Annotated in this window: 10 protein-coding genes; 5 read left to right on the top strand and 5 right to left on the bottom strand. The window is 71.8% G+C overall.

Annotated features, from left to right (window positions below):
* Positions 1-644 precede the first annotated feature (644 nt).
* Complete coding sequence (locus WMF43_RS40350; protein WP_437673206.1) at positions 645-1676, top strand: hypothetical protein; 1032 nt, start codon at positions 645-647, stop codon at positions 1674-1676.
* A gap of 84 nt (positions 1677-1760) precedes the next feature.
* On the opposite strand, the gene argF is transcribed toward WMF43_RS40350, so the two are convergent.
* From argF to WMF43_RS40335, 3 genes are all read right to left on the bottom strand, one after another.
* On the bottom strand, positions 1761-2696 hold the full coding sequence (gene argF / locus WMF43_RS40345; RefSeq protein ID WP_437673205.1) for an ornithine carbamoyltransferase: 936 nt from the start codon (positions 2694-2696) through the stop codon (positions 1761-1763).
* Between the two features lie 217 nt (positions 2697-2913).
* Positions 2914-3933 carry an RNA 3'-terminal phosphate cyclase gene (gene rtcA / locus WMF43_RS40340; RefSeq protein ID WP_437673204.1) on the bottom strand — a complete coding sequence of 340 codons (1020 nt, stop codon included), beginning with the start codon at positions 3931-3933 and terminating at the stop codon, positions 2914-2916.
* 49 nt (positions 3934-3982) lie between these two features.
* Entirely contained in the window at positions 3983-5209 is a 1227-nt protein-coding gene (locus WMF43_RS40335) for an RtcB family protein (RefSeq protein ID WP_437673203.1), read from the bottom strand.
* Positions 5210-5374: 165 nt separating this feature from the next.
* On the opposite strand from WMF43_RS40335, the gene rtcR reads away from it, so the two are divergent.
* The 4 genes from rtcR (at position 5375) to WMF43_RS40315 (ending at position 11948) form a co-directional block, all read left to right on the top strand.
* A complete protein-coding gene (gene rtcR, locus WMF43_RS40330) occupies positions 5375-7006 on the top strand; it encodes an RNA repair transcriptional activator RtcR (protein WP_437673202.1) in 1632 nt (543 codons plus the stop codon).
* Between the two features lie 120 nt (positions 7007-7126).
* Positions 7127-8794: a hypothetical protein gene (locus WMF43_RS40325; RefSeq protein ID WP_437673201.1), complete on the top strand. Its 1668-nt coding sequence runs from the start codon at positions 7127-7129 to the stop codon at positions 8792-8794.
* Between the two features lie 553 nt (positions 8795-9347).
* The gene (locus tag WMF43_RS40320) at positions 9348-9935 is read left to right on the top strand and encodes a TIGR00725 family protein (protein ID WP_437673200.1); all 588 of its coding nucleotides are present in this window, start codon (positions 9348-9350) and stop codon (positions 9933-9935) included.
* A 144-nt stretch (positions 9936-10079) separates the two neighbouring features.
* Complete coding sequence (locus WMF43_RS40315) at positions 10080-11948, top strand: serine/threonine-protein kinase (RefSeq protein ID WP_437673199.1); 1869 nt, start codon at positions 10080-10082, stop codon at positions 11946-11948.
* Between the two features lie 138 nt (positions 11949-12086).
* On the opposite strand, the gene WMF43_RS40310 is transcribed toward WMF43_RS40315, so the two are convergent.
* Positions 12087-12866 (bottom strand): nucleotidyltransferase domain-containing protein, encoded by a 780-nt coding sequence (locus tag WMF43_RS40310; RefSeq protein ID WP_437673198.1) that lies wholly within the window; start codon positions 12864-12866, stop codon positions 12087-12089.
* Entirely contained in the window at positions 12863-14326 is a 1464-nt protein-coding gene (locus WMF43_RS40305) for a DNA polymerase beta superfamily protein (RefSeq protein WP_437673197.1), read from the bottom strand. The genes WMF43_RS40310 and WMF43_RS40305 overlap by 4 nt, the downstream gene beginning before the upstream one ends.
* Positions 14327-14407: the final 81 nt, after the last annotated feature.

The raw sequence follows: 14407 nt of genomic DNA, 5'->3' as shown, positions 1-14407 counted from the left end.
AAACCACCGCGCTGCGGAGCTGGTCGGGGAGGAGACCTCGGGCACGCCACCGAAGTACTCGAACATCCGCACCGCCGAGCCGACGAAGTCGGCGAGCTTCTGCGAGCGCGTCGCCTCGGCGTACGTGAAGTTGCTCGCGCTCGGCTGCGTGCAGCGACCGCACGATGCAAAGTGTCCTGGACCACCTGTTGACGCCGCCCTTCTCCTGAGAGATCGGTGCGCTTACCCTGAATGGGGGAGGACGACATGGGGTACGGCTTGAAGTTGAAGACGGGCGCGCTCGTGCTGTGCTGCGGGCTCGTAGTGGTGCTTGCGTCAGCGTGCGAGTTGCCTTCTTACACATGCGAGACGGTGGAGCCGGGAAGCGGAGGCGATGAGATTCCGACAGAATCCGTAGGGGCTGGAGATTTTCTCAGAGACGGCGATGGAGGCGAGGATGTGGGCATCGCACAGCTTGAGATGGCGGGATCGTGCTCGCCAAGCAAGTCATGCACCGACATGTATGTCGATTGCCAAAGTATGCCTTGGCCTTGCTCGCGCTTCGTTGACGTAGGGATAACACTTTGTGCTGTATGTCAGGAGAATTGTCTAAAAGGCCATGACTATAAATTCAGGCAGTGCTACAAATGCGGATTTTATTGAGCATGTCGAACCTCGTTGACATTGGTAAGGCTACCCATGTTGCCTTCGATGGATTGACCACGGAACGGCTATCGGAACTTGGTGCGACCAATGTCGTGCGCGCGTCCGACCGCCTGATCATTGGTCCAAATCGTCGAGATGTCCTCGAGCATGCCCGGGCACGTCGTATGTGGTGGAATTTGGACGAAGAGTGGGATCGGCTGTATTCGTCGGATGTCCAATGGGAACTGCCCGTCATCTTGTGGGTGTCGGCGAGCGTTCACGAACGGGTGAACCTCTGGCGAACATGTAGCTGGCTGCGTCGCCTCGGGATCGCACACCACGATGTCCTGATCATCGATCTCGAGCCTGTTCCCCTTCCAAGTACAGCTGATCGCGAAGTGTTGACGCGCCCATTCACCTGTTCCGAGTCAGTGTCTGACCATGCTGACGAGGTTCTCCTGGACCGCCTCGGTAAGGCGGGTCCCTGGTCGGTGGAGCGCCACGAGCGTGCCATTCGCCTATGGGAGAGCTACGTCGACGAGAATCCACTTCCGTTCGTCGAGAGCTGCATCACCGGCGTCGAAGGCTTTGCAGAGCTCGCTCCCTTGTGGTTGCTCCTCTCGCACTTTTTTCCGAGAAAAACTGCGCAAGGAGGTTTGTTTCTCAGCCGATTTGACGAGATTGTCTTCGCCCTCCTCTCGTCTGAATGCCAGACTGCCTTGGCATTGGCCGCTCACAAATCGGAAACGCGAATGCACCTGTGGCATCTCCTTTCCTGCACGGGCGATTTGTTCCTGCCGCGCCGGCTGGAGGACTGGGCAGACCACGACTCAAGCGCGGCTGTGGAGCGTGCGCCTGGACCGAAGCCGCCTAACGCTGGTTACCCGATGCTCTCGGAAGTCTATCGCCTCACCGAACGCGGGATGCAACTCCGAGACAAGGGACTCGATCACCTCACGGATGCGCCGCGCCTGCCCATCGCTGGGACCGAGGCATACTCACCCTCGGCCCCCTGGGTGCTGCTCGAAGATGGGAGGCTCGCTCCGATGTGAGCGCAGGCATTGGGAAGCTGGACCCTTCCGCCGCCGTCTTGCCGGCCCGCATTGGACCAAGCTGCGGGAGGACCGCCGGCGCGTTCAGGCCAGCTCGACCCCGAGCAGCCAGAGCATCAGCGCCTTCTGCACGTGCAGCCGGTTCTCCGCCTGGTCCCACACCCGCGACCGCGGCCCCTCCAGCGTCTCCTCGTCGATCTCCTCCCCCCGGTGCGCCGGCAGGCAGTGCAGCACGATCGCGTGCTTCGCCGCCTTCTCCATCACGCCCGCGTTCACCGTCCACCCCGCGAACGCCGCCCGCCGCTTCTCCGCCTCGTCCTCGTTGCCCATGCTGGCCCACACGTCCGTGTTCACCACGTCCGCCTTCTCTGCCCCCTCGCGCGGATCCGCGGCGATCGTCACGTGCCCCGTCGCCCGCGCCCGCTCGATCTCGTCCGTCGGCGGCAGGTACCCCTCCGGCGCGGCGAGCACGAGGTGGAAGTCGAAGAGCTGCGCCGCCTCGAGCCACGAGCGCCCCATGTTGCTCGCGCAGTCGCCGATGAACGCGACGCGCCGCCCCGCGATGCCGCTCCTGTCCCCGCTCGCCGCGAGCGCCTCCTCGATCGTGAAGACGTCGCTGAGCACCTGCACCGGGTGCCCCTCGTCCGAGAGCGCGTTGATCACCGGCACGCTCGCCTCGGCCATCTCGTGGAGGCGCGCGGTCGAGGACGTGCGGAACGCGATCAGGTCGCAGTACCGCTCGAGCACGCGCGCCGTGTCCCGGATCGGCTCCCCGCGCGCGAGCTGGCTGCCCTGCGTGCTGAGCACGACCGGCTGGGCCCCGAGCTGCGCGATCCCGACCTCGAACGACACCCGCGTGCGCGTGCTCGCCTTCTCCAGCACGACCGCCACCGCGCGCCCGGCGAGCAGCCCCGTGCGCCGCCCCTTCGGCTCCTCCTTCAGGCGCGCGGCGAGCCTGAGCACGCGGTGCGCCTCGGCCAGGGTCATGTCGGTCATCTTGAGGTAATCGCGCTTCGCCATTGTCCCGCCTTCCGCGCTGCTCGCGTGCTGCCTGCGTGTTGCCTACGTGCCGTCTCCGTGCCGTCTCCGTGCCGTCGACGTACTGTTCCGTCCGGATGCGCTCCCACGCCGCGGCCCCTGTGCAGCCCGCGAGCATCGAGCGCGCCGTGCGCCCGCCGTCATGTGGCACAACCCGGACGCCGCCGTCAATCGGCCGTCCCGCCGGGCCGCCGCGCGCTCAGCGCCCGATCTCGATGTGCCACGCCCGCTCCGAGATCTGCTCCACCGACGCGCGGATCCCGAGCAGGTTGCGCAGCAGATCCAGGTGGGTCGTCGTGTGCGACGACGGCCGCACCGTCCGGATCGCCCCGCGCCCCGCGAGCGCGATCGGCAAGAGCAGCTGATCCGCCAGGTGCTCGCCCACGGGCACGCCCGCCGCGAGGTAGTCGCGCGCCTCCTCCGCCACCTTCGTCGCGACCGTCTCCGCGAGCACCCCCTTCTCGCCGAACCCGGTGAACACCTCGGTCACGTGCTCGCTCTCGACCGCGATCGTGACCACGTTGCCCGGACCGTGCCCGCCCGTGAGCACGCTCGGCCGGAAGCACTCTGGCGCCCAGCCGAGCACCGCCGCCGCCGCGTCGAGCTCGCGCATCGCGACGTGCCGCGGCAGGTTCGAGACCGTCGCCACGACCCGCCGGCCCCGGATCTCCCCGCGCTCGAGCAGCTCGAGCGGCGCGAGCGCCGGCGCCGGCGCGATCTCGACCCGCGCGACGCCGCCGCCCGCCGGATAAAAGCCCGGCGACACGAGCGTGGCCGCGACCTCCGTCCCCATCCGCCGCAGCAGCGGCAGGTAGGCGAGCTCCAGGAAGTCGAACGGCGGCGCCATCGGATTGTGGGTGCCGCCCTCGAGCGTGAGCGACGACGGCCCGGGCGCGCGCAGCAGCGCCGGCAGCACGGTCTGGAGCACGAGCATCGTGCTCCCCGCGCTCCCCACCCGGAACGTGTGCGCGCCGGGCACGATCGCGGTCGGCCGGAACACGATCTCCTGCGACCCGATCGCGGCGCCCGTCACCTCGGCGCGGCCGACCGCCGCGGCGGCCTGGACCGAGGTGAGGTGCTGCCGCATCAGCCCCGGGCGCGCGCGCCCCTTGCGGATCGACGTGATCCGCACCGGCGTCTGCGCGATGAGCGACAGGCTGAGCGTCGTGCGGAGGATCTGGCCCCCTCCCTCTCCCACGGATCCATCGATGGTCAACATGGCAGTCGGCTCTCCCTGGATCATCGATACCACGGCCGCGCGCCGGGGCTCACCCCTTCACGCAGACCACCTGGCGCAGCGTGTGGACGATCTCGACGAGGTCCTTCTGCGCCCGCATCACGTCGTCGATCGGCTTGTAAGCCGCCGGCGTCTCGTCGATCACGTCCTCGTCCTTGCGGCACTCGACCCCCGCCGTCGCGGCCTCGTGGTCCCGGACGGTGAAGCGGCGCCGCGCCTCGCCGCGCGACATCACCCGGCCGGCGCCGTGGCTCGAGCTGCAGAAGCTCTCCGGGTTGCCGAGCCCGCGGACGATGAACGAGCGCGCGCCCATGCTGCCCGGGATGATCCCGAGATCACCCGCCTGCGCGCGCACCGCGCCCTTGCGCGTCACGAGCACGTCCTTCCCGTAGTGGTGCTCGCGCGCCACGTAGTTGTGGTGGCAGTTCACCGCCTCCACCGCCGCGTCGAACGGCGGCAGCTCGCCCGAGGCGCGGAGCGCCCGCACGACCTGCGCCATCATCAGCTCCCGGTTCACCGCCGCGAAGTCCTGCGCCCACGACACCGCCTGCATGTAGTCGTGGAAATGCTTCGTCCCGTCCGGCAGGTACGCGAGGTCCTGGTCGGGCAGGTTCACGAAATACCGCCGCATCTCCTGCTTCGCGAGCTCGATGAAGTAGCTCCCGACCCGGTTTCCGATCCCGCGCGACCCGCTGTGCAGCATCACCCACACGCGCTCCTCCTCGTCGAGGCAGAGCTCGATGAAGTGGTTGCCGGTCCCGAGCGTCCCGAGGTGCTCGATCGCGACGCCGCGCCCGATGCGCGGGTGCTTCTCCACGACCGCCTTGTACCGCGGCTCGAGCGCCGCCCAGGCCTCGACCTGCGCCGGGGGCGGGTCGCGCCACGCGCCGCGGTCGTTCTTCCCGCCGTTGTCCGTGCGCCCGTGCGGCACCGCGGCCTCGATCGCGGCCCGGAGCCCGCGCAGCGAGTCCGGCAGCTGGGCCGCCGTGAGGCTCGTGCGCGCCGCCATCATCCCGCAGCCGATGTCGACCCCGACCGCCGCCGGGATCACCGCCCCGCTCGTCGCCACCACGCTCCCCACCGTCGCGCCGATGCCCTGGTGCGCGTCCGGCATCACCGCGACCCACTTGTGGATGAACGGCAGCGCGGCGATGTTCTTGAGCTGCGCCTCCGCCCCGGGCTCGAACGGCACGCCCACCGTCCACGCCTTGATCGGCACGCCCGCGTCCGTGGGAATCACGTTGTAGCTTCGCTCCATGGCAGCATCTCCCGAAGGGGTTGAGTCGTCCGGAGCGAGGCTTCGCACGGCGCGTGCCAGCCGGATCGCCCGAGAACCGCCCGAGAACCGCGGGCAAACGCGGCCGATCGCGGGCCGCCGGCGCGGCCCTTTATCTTCCCGTATCAAGCTGTTAGAATTTCATCTATGACCCGCAAGCCCACGGTGATCCTCGGCATGCTCGGCCCGACGCTGGACACCGGGAAGACGCCGGAGCGCTGGTCGCGCTGGCGCCCGAGCGTGGCGCTCTGCCAGCACGAGGACCTGCTCGTCGACCGGCTCGAGCTGCTCTACCAGAAGAGCTACGAGGCGCTGGCCGGGACGGTGATGGAGGACGTGCGGCACGTCTCGCCGGAGACGCTCGTCCGCGGGCACGTCGTCGAGCTCGGCGACCCGTGGGACTTCGAGGCCGTGTACGGCGCGCTCCACGATTTCGCGCGGGCGTACCCGTTCGCGCCGGACCGGGAGGACTACCTCGTCCACATCACGACGGGCACACACGTCGCGCAGATCTGCCTCTTCCTGCTCACCGAGTCGCGCTACATCCCGGGCCGGCTCATCCAGACGTCGCCGCCGAAGCGCCACCGGGAGGAGCTCGCGGCCGGGTCGTTCGCGATCATCGATCTCGACCTCTCGAAGTATGACCGCCTCGCGTCGCGCTTCCAGAAGGAGCAGCGCGAGGGGCTGTCGTTCCTGAAGAGCGGCATCGACACGCGCAACGCCGCGTACAACCGGCTGATCGAGCGGATCGAGCACGTCGCGGTCGCGTCGCGGGCGCCGATCCTGCTCATGGGCCCGACGGGCGCGGGCAAATCGCAGCTCGCGCGCAAGATCTACGACCTCAAGAAGGGGCGCCGGCAGGTGAGCGGCGATTTCGTGGATCTGAACTGCGCGACGATCCGCGGCGACGGGGCCATGTCGGCCCTGTTCGGGCACACGAAGGGCTCGTTCACGGGCGCGCTCAAGGACCGCCCCGGCCTGCTCCGCAAGGCGCACGAGGGCGTGCTCTTCCTCGACGAGATCGGCGAGCTCGGCGCCGACGAGCAGGCGATGCTGCTGCGCGCGATCGAGGAGAAGGCGTTCCTGCCGGTCGGCTCGGATCGGGAGGTGCGCAGCGACTTCCAGCTGCTCGCGGGCACGAACCGCGACCTGTCGGCGGAGGTCGCGGCCGGGCGCTTCCGCGAGGATCTGCTCGCCCGGATCAACCTGTGGACCTTCCGGCTGCCCGGCCTCCGGGAGCGGCCCGAGGACATCGCGCCGAACCTCGAGTACGAGCTCGAGGCCTCGTCGCGGCTGCTCGGCGCGCGCGTCGCGATGAGCCGCGACGCGCGCGAGCGCTTCCTCGCGTTCGCGACGTCGCGCGAGGCGGCGTGGACCGGCAACTTCCGCGACTTCAACGCGGCCGTGACGCGCATGGCGACGCTCGCGCCCGGCGGGCGTATCGGCGTCGACGTGGTCGAGGAGGAGATCGCCCGGCTGGCCGCGGCGTGGCGGCGGGCGCCGGCGCCCGACGCCGCCGGCGAGGGGCCGGCCGCGGACGACCTCGTGGTCGCGGCGCTCGGCGAGCGCCGGGCGGCGGCGCTCGACCTGTTCGAGCGCGCGCAGCTCGCCGAGGTGCTGCGGGTCATGAAGGGTGCGCGGTCGCTCTCGGAGGCGGGCAGGGTGCTCTTCGCCGCGTCGCGGGCGAAGAAGAAGAGCGTCAACGACGCCGACCGGCTGCGCAAGTACCTCGCGCGGTTCGACATCGACTGGGGCGCGCTGCGCATGGACGGCGGCTAGCGGCCGCGCCCTCGCCGCGCCCGGAACGTGGTAGTCTGGGCGATGCGCTCCTGCGCGCCGTCCAGAAAGATTCACGACAGACTTACGAACGACCCACGAAGAGCTTCTGCGGAGTTGACGATGCCGCTGCGCCGCCGCCGGTTCTGGTCTCCTGTTCTCCTCTCCTGTGCGATCGCCGTGTCGGGCGGCTGCAACGTGCTCCTCGGCCTCGACGACTTCAAGGACGCCGCGGGGCAGGGCGGGGGCGGCGGCTCGACAGCGAGCGGCGGTCCGGACGGGGGCGGCGGCCCTGGCGGCGGCGGCCCGGCGACCTTCTGCGAGCCCGAGAGCACGATCGCGTGTTACACCGGCCCGGAGCGGAACAAGGGAGTCGGCAACTGCGTGCTCGGCGTGCAGACGTGCGCCGGCGACGGCTCGGCCTACGGCGCGTGTGTGGGCGACGTGAAGCCCGAGCGGGACGAGGACTGCGAGCTCGCGGGGGACGAGGACTGCGACGGCAAGGTGTGCAGCGACGCGCTCTGGAGCGCGCTCTACGGCAGCGAGGAGTCCCAGTACGGGCCCGCCGTCGCCGTGGACGCGGACGGCAACATCATCGTGGCCGGCATCGCGCGGGGCGCGTTCTCGATCGGCGAGGTCGAGGTCAGCGCCGCCAACTACGAGCTGCTCGTCGCGAAGCTCGGGCCGGCCGGGGAGCCGATCTGGGCGAGGCAGTTCGACCTCGGCGGCAACATCAGGATCGGGGGTGTTGCGGCCGACGAGGCGGGCAACATCGTTGTCGGCGTCTCGGCCGACGCCGACCTCAACCTCGAGTCCGAGGTGGTGGACGCGGACAACCTCGTCATGAAGCTCGATCCGGGCGGAGAGGTCCTCTGGGCCAAAGGGTTCGGCGGCTCGTCGGGCGGCCACGGCCCGCGCGTCGCCGTCTTCGGCGGCGGGAGGATCGCCGTGGCGGGGCGCTTCGGCACGACCATCCGCTTCGACGAGGGCTCGCTGACCAGCGCCGGCGAGTTCGATGCTTTCCTGGCGCTGCTCGACGCAGATGGGGTCGACCTCCAGCGGGCGCGGTACGGCGGCGCCCAGAACGAGTGGATCTCGTCGCTCGCCGTCCACGGCAGCGCCGCGGTCGTCGCCGGGTTCTTCAACGGCGCGCTCACGCTCGGAAGCACCGCGTACCCGGCGCCGTCCGACCTGAAGAGCGGGATGTTCGTGGCGCGCGTGGACCTCTTCTCCGGCGCCTCGATCGGCTGGAGCAAGGCCTTCTACGCGAGGGAGCTCCAGGCGACGTCGATCGCCGCCCACCCGCAGGCCGGGATCTTCCTCGCCGGGACGTTCAACGAGGCGATGAGCTTCGATCCCGAGGGCGAGGACGTGCTGCAATCGGCCGGAGGCGGCGACGTCTACCTCCTCAAGCTCACGGGCCAGGGAGCATACGGCTTCAGCCAGCGCTTCGGCGATTTCGGTACGCAGAATGACAGCGCCGTCGCCGTCGACGAGGGCGGCAATGTCATCCTCGCCCTCGGGGGGCAAGGGACGGTGGATTTCGGCGGAGATCCGCTGGCCAGCAGCGGTGGCGAGGACATCTTCCTTGCGAAGATGGATCTGTTCGGCGCTCACCTCTGGAGCAAACGTTTCGGCGATCCGGAGACCCAGTACCCCGGCAAGATCGCGGTCAACCCATCGAGCCAGATTGTCCTCGTCGGCACCGTGGAGGGGACCGTCGACTTCGGCGACGGGCCGCGGACGAGCGCGGGCAACTCCGACCTCGCGATCGCCGTATTCGCTCCCTAGAGCGGCGGGCACCCGCTTCGGATACGGGCCCATCTCGACGTTTTCGGTGCTCAGCGCACCGGAGTGCGCTTGCGCGCCGAAAACGCCGATCTGGGCCCGTCTCCTGTGCGGGTGACCGCCGCTCTGCGACGCATGTACAAGAGACGGAGGAAAACAGCTCAAGGCGGGCGCCGCGGGAGCGCGCGCGGCGGCGTGACCGGAGCGCCCCGCGGCGCTGCCTGCGGATCGAGCGCGTCGGCGCCGGTGGGGAAGGAAATTCCCGGGCTTGATCGCGGGATCACGTTCCTCCAGAGTGTCGGCGGCTGGAGGGAAATGTCATGGCGTCTCGTGGAATTCTTCAGCTCGGCTCGATTTCTCTCGTGCTGGCGGCGAGCGCGCTCCTCTCGGCCTGCTCGGACGACGGCGGCGAGGGTGACGCTTCCGGCGACACGGGCGGCGCGTCGCCGGCGCGCGCGGGGGCGCGGCGTCGCGCGCCGGCGCGGGCTGGCCGAGCGGCGGATCGATCGGCTGAAGTGGCATGGACGGGGGTTGCCCCTTGCGGAGCGGAGCCGAGATGAACGACGAGCGGGAAGAGGAGGACACGAGGCGGGACATCGCTCCTTACGTGTCGCGTCGCCCCGTGCTGGCGGTGATCGGCAACGGCCTCGCGCTGGACCAGGAGACGGAGGCGGCGTGCGTCGAGCTCGGGCGCCGCGCCGTGGAGGCGGGGTTCCGGATCGTCACCGGCGGGCTCGGGGGCGTCATGGCCGCGGTCTCGCGCGGCGGGCGCGAGGCGAGGACGTGGCGAGACGGCGACATCCTCGGGATCTTGCCCGGGTACGAGGCGTCGGCGGCCAATCCGTACGTGGATGTCGTCGTCCCGACGGGGATGCAGATCGGGCGCAACATCCTCGTCGTCGCGACGGCGGATGTCGTGGTGATCGTCGACGGCGGCGCCGGGACGCTGAGCGAGATCGCCATTGCGTGGCAGCTCGGCAAGCCGCTGCTCGCGCTCGCGACGAGCGGGGGCTGGGCGCAGGAGCTCGCCGGGGCGCGCGTGGACGAGCGGCGCGCGGACGAGATCGTGGCGGTCGCGAACGCGGAGGAGGCCGTGGACAGGGCGTGGAAGATCGCGGGCCGCGGCCGCGCCCGCGGGGCGTGACGGAGCGCGCGGCCGCCGTGTCACGGCGCCTCGACGAGCGCGCCGAGAGGCGAGGAGCGGAGTCGCGGGGCGGCGCGCGCGCCGGGGCGGCGTGAGTCGGCGGGCGCGTCTCCTGCCGTGGGGCCCGTGCTAGGCTCGGCGCCGATGTCGGGAACGGAAGAGGACGACGCCGGGCGATTGAGGGCCCGCGTCGGGGAGATGATCCGCGGGAAATGGCGGCTCGACGCGCTGCTCGGGGCGGGGGGGATGGCGGCTGTTTATGCGGCCACGCATCACGTGGGGCACCGGGTGGCCATCAAGATCCTGCACCCGGAGCGGGCCGTGTCCTCCGAGCTCCGCGCCCGCTTCGAGCAGGAGGCGCTCGCCGCCGCGAGGCTCGGGCACCCCGCGGCGGTGCAGGTGCTCGACATCGACGTGACCGAGCAGGGGGAGCCGTTCCTCGTGATGGAGCTGCTCGAGGGCGAGAGCCTCCGCGAGCGCGCCTACCGGCTCGGCGGGGTGCCGTTGCCCGAGCTCCTCGGCCACGTCGACACGCTGCTGGAGGTGCTGGGCGCCGCGCACGCCGCCGGGATCGTCCACCGGGACATCAAGCCGGACAACCTGTTCGTGACCCGCGAGGGCCGGATCAAGGTGCTCGATTTCGGGGTCGCGCGCATGAAGCAGGGCGGCTCCGGGTTGAAGACGCGGACGGGCGCGGTGCTGGGCACGACGAGCTTCATGGCGCCGGAGCAGATCCTCGGGCGGGAGGTGGACGGGCGGGCCGACCTCTACGCGGTGGGCGCGACGATGTTCACGATCCTGACGAACCGTCGAGTCCACGAGGCGGCCACGGAGGGAGAGCTGCTCGTGAAGATGGGCTCGACGCCGGCCCCGCCGCTCGCGTCCGTGGCGCCCGGGGTGGATCCGCGGGTGGCGCGCATCGTGGACCGGGCGCTCGCCTTCCAGGTCGAGCGGCGATATCCGGACGCGCCGACGATGCTCGCGGACATCCGCGCGGTGCGCGCAGGCGGAGAGCCGCCGTTCGCGACCGCGGAGAGGGCGAAGGAGGATGAGCGCACGCGCGTGCACGGCCGGGCCATCCCGGATGGGCCGCCCGTGGGGGCCGCGGGGGCGGCGTTTGCGGGCGCGGGGGGGCTGGGGGTGACGGGGGCGGGGGCGGCGTTTGCGGGCGCGGGCGTGCAGGCGGCAACGGGGGCGGCGTTTGCGGGCGCGGGCGTGCAGGCGGCAACGGGGGCGCCGGGGGCGGCGTTTGCGGGCGCGGGCGTGCCGGCGGCAACGGGGGCGCCGGCCGCGCCCTGGCCGGGGCAGGCGGCGCCAGAGCAGCCTGCGCCGGGAGCCGCTGCGTCGCGTGCGCCGGGGTCGTCGCGGCTCGTGGTCGTCGCCAGCGTGGCGGTGATCCTGTTCTGCGTCGGGATCGGGGCGGTGCTGCTGCTCTGGCCCTCCGGCGACGCAAGCGACGCGGGCGCCGCGGTGTCCCTCGCGGACATTCCCCAGGCCTCGAGCTCCGCGGTGGCCGCGGCCGCCGCCGGGACCTGCCAGCCGGGCGCGGCGTGCGTCTGCCCGGGCGGCGTCGAGGGAAAACCCGGGGAGCGCTGCGCGCTCACGTGCGGCGACGCGCCCGGCTGCAAGCCGAGCTGCTCGCGCCGCGAGGTGTGCGAGACCCGCTGCGCCGGCGGCTGCGAGGCCTCCTGCGCGCGGACCAAGGCGTGCGACACGAGGTGCACGGACGGCTGCTCCATCGATTGCCGCAATGCGGACACCTGCCAGGCGACCTGCGGAACGCAGTGCTCGTATACCTGCGAGGACGTGGCCTCGTGCGGCCCTGTCGTGGGCGAGGCGAGCGTCGTGAGGTGCAACCGCGTCGGGGAGTGCCATGTGACCTGCACGGGCTCGTGCGCGGTGTCGTGCACCGAGGCCGGCAGCTGCGAGGTGGAGTGCCAGGGGCAGGGGCCCGCGAAGCGGTGCAAGGACGGCCGGCGGGCGTGCGGGCAGGGCTGCGCGCTGCCGCGGTGAGAGGGCCTGTCGGCCGCAGAGGGCGCGGGCCTGCCGGTCGGAGAGGGCGCGGGCTTGCCGGTCGGAGAGGGCCTGTCCGGCGAGGGCGCTGCTCGCGGGCAGCGAGCGACGCGCCCTGTTGCCCCGCTCCGCCGCCCCTCAGAGCCGCGCCTTGCGCAGCGCCAGCAGCCAGTCGTTGAGCTCGTCCGCGTTCCTCGGCTCCTCCGGCAGCACCGCGCGATCGTGGGCCGCCTCGAGGGTCGTGAAGGCGCGGGAGACGTGTTCTGCCCAGCGCCCGGAGGCCTCGGGGGTGAGCGCCGCCTGCTCTCCGGCCTGCTTGGCCTCGATCAGCTCGCGCGCGGCGCTGAAGCCGTAGAGGTCGAGCAGCGCGGTCACGTCGGTGACGATCTCGCCGGTCCGGAGCGCGTGGGCGCCGGTCAACGTGGTCCTGAGGACGTAAAGGAGCTTCTTCGCCGAGGTGCGGCCTCCGTTCTCCCAGGCGCGGAGCTGGCTCGTGGCGAAGCCGATGTAATGGCGGAAAATCCGGCGCGAGAGCGCGGCGGCGACGAGCGGGCGGAGCGAGGCGAGGTCGGGATCGACGTGGAGCTGGAGGGGGCCGAGGATCCGCTCGATGTAGTTGCCGTTGCCCTGGAGGACGCCGAGGAGGACGGGGTGGATCTCGTTCGACGAGTAGTCGATCTCGACGCCGTCGATGACCTCCATCCGGGTGGGGCTCGCGCCGCTGCGGAGCAGGCCGAGCAGCTTCTCGGTCGGCTCGACGTGTACGGCCTTGAGGTCGAGGTCGCTGTCCGGCGAGGGGAACCCGTACGCGTGGGCGCCGCTCAGGGCGACGACGAGGTGCGACCGCTTGGTCTCCTCCTCCGCGATGACACGCGCCGCGACCTCCTGCTGCTTCGCCTCGAGCACCTGGGTGTTCATCCCTCGTCCTTTCTGTCCTCGGCGCCGCCCGGGGGCGCGTCATCGGTCGTGGCGCCGCCTCGGGGCGAGTCGTCGGCATGGGCGCCGCCCCGGGGCGCGTCCTCGGCGTCGGCGCCGCCTTGAGGCGTGTTGTCGGGCTCGGCGCCGCCTCGGGTCACGTCCTCTGCGCCGCGCGCCTCGCCGTCGCGCCCGCGGCCCGTGTCTCCCTCGTCCCAGACCGCCACCGGCGCGGGGGGCGCGCCCGCGCCGAGCGGGCCCGGCTCGGCCGCGAGGTGCCGCCGGGCGACCTCCTCGCGCACGCGCCGGAGGAGCGCCTCGGCGCGCGGCACGTCGGGGCGCGGCGGCAGCTTCGTCGCGAGCCGCGCGTCCTCCAGCTCGGGCGTCATCGCCTCGGCGAGCTCGAGCGTGCGATCGAGCGGCCAGGCGCCCGTCTTGATGGCGAGCAGCGTCTCGCGCAGCGCGCCGCGCGCGACGAGGTCGACCTCGCCGTCGCGCAGCCAGCGGATGGCGGTCGCGATGAGGCGCACGAGGTTGTACGCGTTCTTGGGGCGGAGATCGCGCGCGGGGTCGAGCGACGTCCGGGCGCGCCCGCGAGCGAAGCCGGCCAGGGAGGCGAAGTCGCGGGCGGGCAGGAGGCCCTGGTCGTAGAGCGACCGGTAGAGCTGCTTGATGTACTCCTTGGCCTGGAGCTCGCCGTCCGCCGCGGTCGGCGCCGCGCGCGGGCTGACGGCGGCGAGCCGGCGGGCCACGTCGTCGAGCGAGAGCGACGGCTCGTCCGCGAGCCAGTCGAGCACGCGCTCGCGGTGCTCGGCCAGCCGGTGCGCCTGCGAGAGCCGCTTCAGCTGCGAGAGCGCGTAGCGGCCGAAGCTGCCGTAGATCGCGGAGGAGACGAACGCGTCGCGCGCCTCGAGCAGCCACGCGCCGATGCTGTCGCGCGCCTCCGCGGTGGGGACGAAGAGCAGCTCGAGGGTGTTCGGGTCGGCGCGCAGGGCCTGGCGGATGGCCTTCTCGATCTCCCAGTACGCGCTGCTGCCGTCGGCGCTCACGAGGTCCCTCGGCGGCTCGGCGAGGCCCGCGGTCCAGAGGAAGGGGAGCGCGAAGACGCCGCGGCGGTCGGTGTCGGACCCCTCGTCCGCGAGCCCCCACGCGCGCGAGCCGACGACCGCTTCGAGGACGACCGCGGGCCGGAGCGCGTCCCAGGCGGCGCTCCGCCGCTCGGCGTGCCGCACCTGGCCGGCCTTGCGCGGGACGAGCTCGTCGCGGCGGTACCGGACGACGCCGACGCCGACGACCATCACGTCGAGCTCCGCGCCGGCGGTCGCGACCACGCGCCCGACGGCGCCCTGCGGGACGCGGCGGTCGCCGAGGACGCGATCGACGCGGGTGGTCACCTCGGTGCCGTGAGGGAGGGGGACGGCGAGGGGATCGAGGTGGGTGAGGCCGCGCAGGCGGAGATCCATGAAGGCGGACGCTACCATGCGGGAGGGCGCGGGGCGTGGGCGGGCGGGGTCGTGCGGGACGGGCGGCGGCGGTGCTGGGTG

It is taken from the genome of Sorangium sp. So ce131 (genome assembly GCF_051519095.1).
In the GTDB taxonomy this organism is placed as follows: Bacteria; Myxococcota_A; Polyangia; order Polyangiales; family Polyangiaceae; genus Sorangium.
The sequence above is the reverse complement of the archived record's forward strand: the minus strand, read 5'-3'. Positions and strand labels throughout refer to the sequence as shown.

What these genes read in the sequence shown, in the direction of transcription:
- WMF43_RS40350 (WP_437673206.1), top strand. Translation starts at nt 645, where the DNA reads ATGTCGAACCTCGTTGACATTGGTAAGGCTACCCATGTTGCCTTCGAT.
- argF (WP_437673205.1), bottom strand. Translation starts at nt 2,696, where the DNA reads ATGGCGAAGCGCGATTACCTCAAGATGACCGACATGACCCTGGCCGAG.
- rtcA (WP_437673204.1), bottom strand. Translation starts at nt 3,933, where the DNA reads ATGTTGACCATCGATGGATCCGTGGGAGAGGGAGGGGGCCAGATCCTC.
- WMF43_RS40335 (WP_437673203.1), bottom strand. Translation starts at nt 5,209, where the DNA reads ATGGAGCGAAGCTACAACGTGATTCCCACGGACGCGGGCGTGCCGATC.
- rtcR (WP_437673202.1), top strand. Translation starts at nt 5,375, where the DNA reads ATGACCCGCAAGCCCACGGTGATCCTCGGCATGCTCGGCCCGACGCTG.
- WMF43_RS40325 (WP_437673201.1), top strand. Translation starts at nt 7,127, where the DNA reads ATGCCGCTGCGCCGCCGCCGGTTCTGGTCTCCTGTTCTCCTCTCCTGT.
- WMF43_RS40320 (WP_437673200.1), top strand. Translation starts at nt 9,348, where the DNA reads ATGAACGACGAGCGGGAAGAGGAGGACACGAGGCGGGACATCGCTCCT.
- WMF43_RS40315 (WP_437673199.1), top strand. Translation starts at nt 10,080, where the DNA reads ATGTCGGGAACGGAAGAGGACGACGCCGGGCGATTGAGGGCCCGCGTC.
- WMF43_RS40310 (WP_437673198.1), bottom strand. Translation starts at nt 12,866, where the DNA reads ATGAACACCCAGGTGCTCGAGGCGAAGCAGCAGGAGGTCGCGGCGCGT.
- WMF43_RS40305 (WP_437673197.1), bottom strand. Translation starts at nt 14,326, where the DNA reads ATGGATCTCCGCCTGCGCGGCCTCACCCACCTCGATCCCCTCGCCGTC.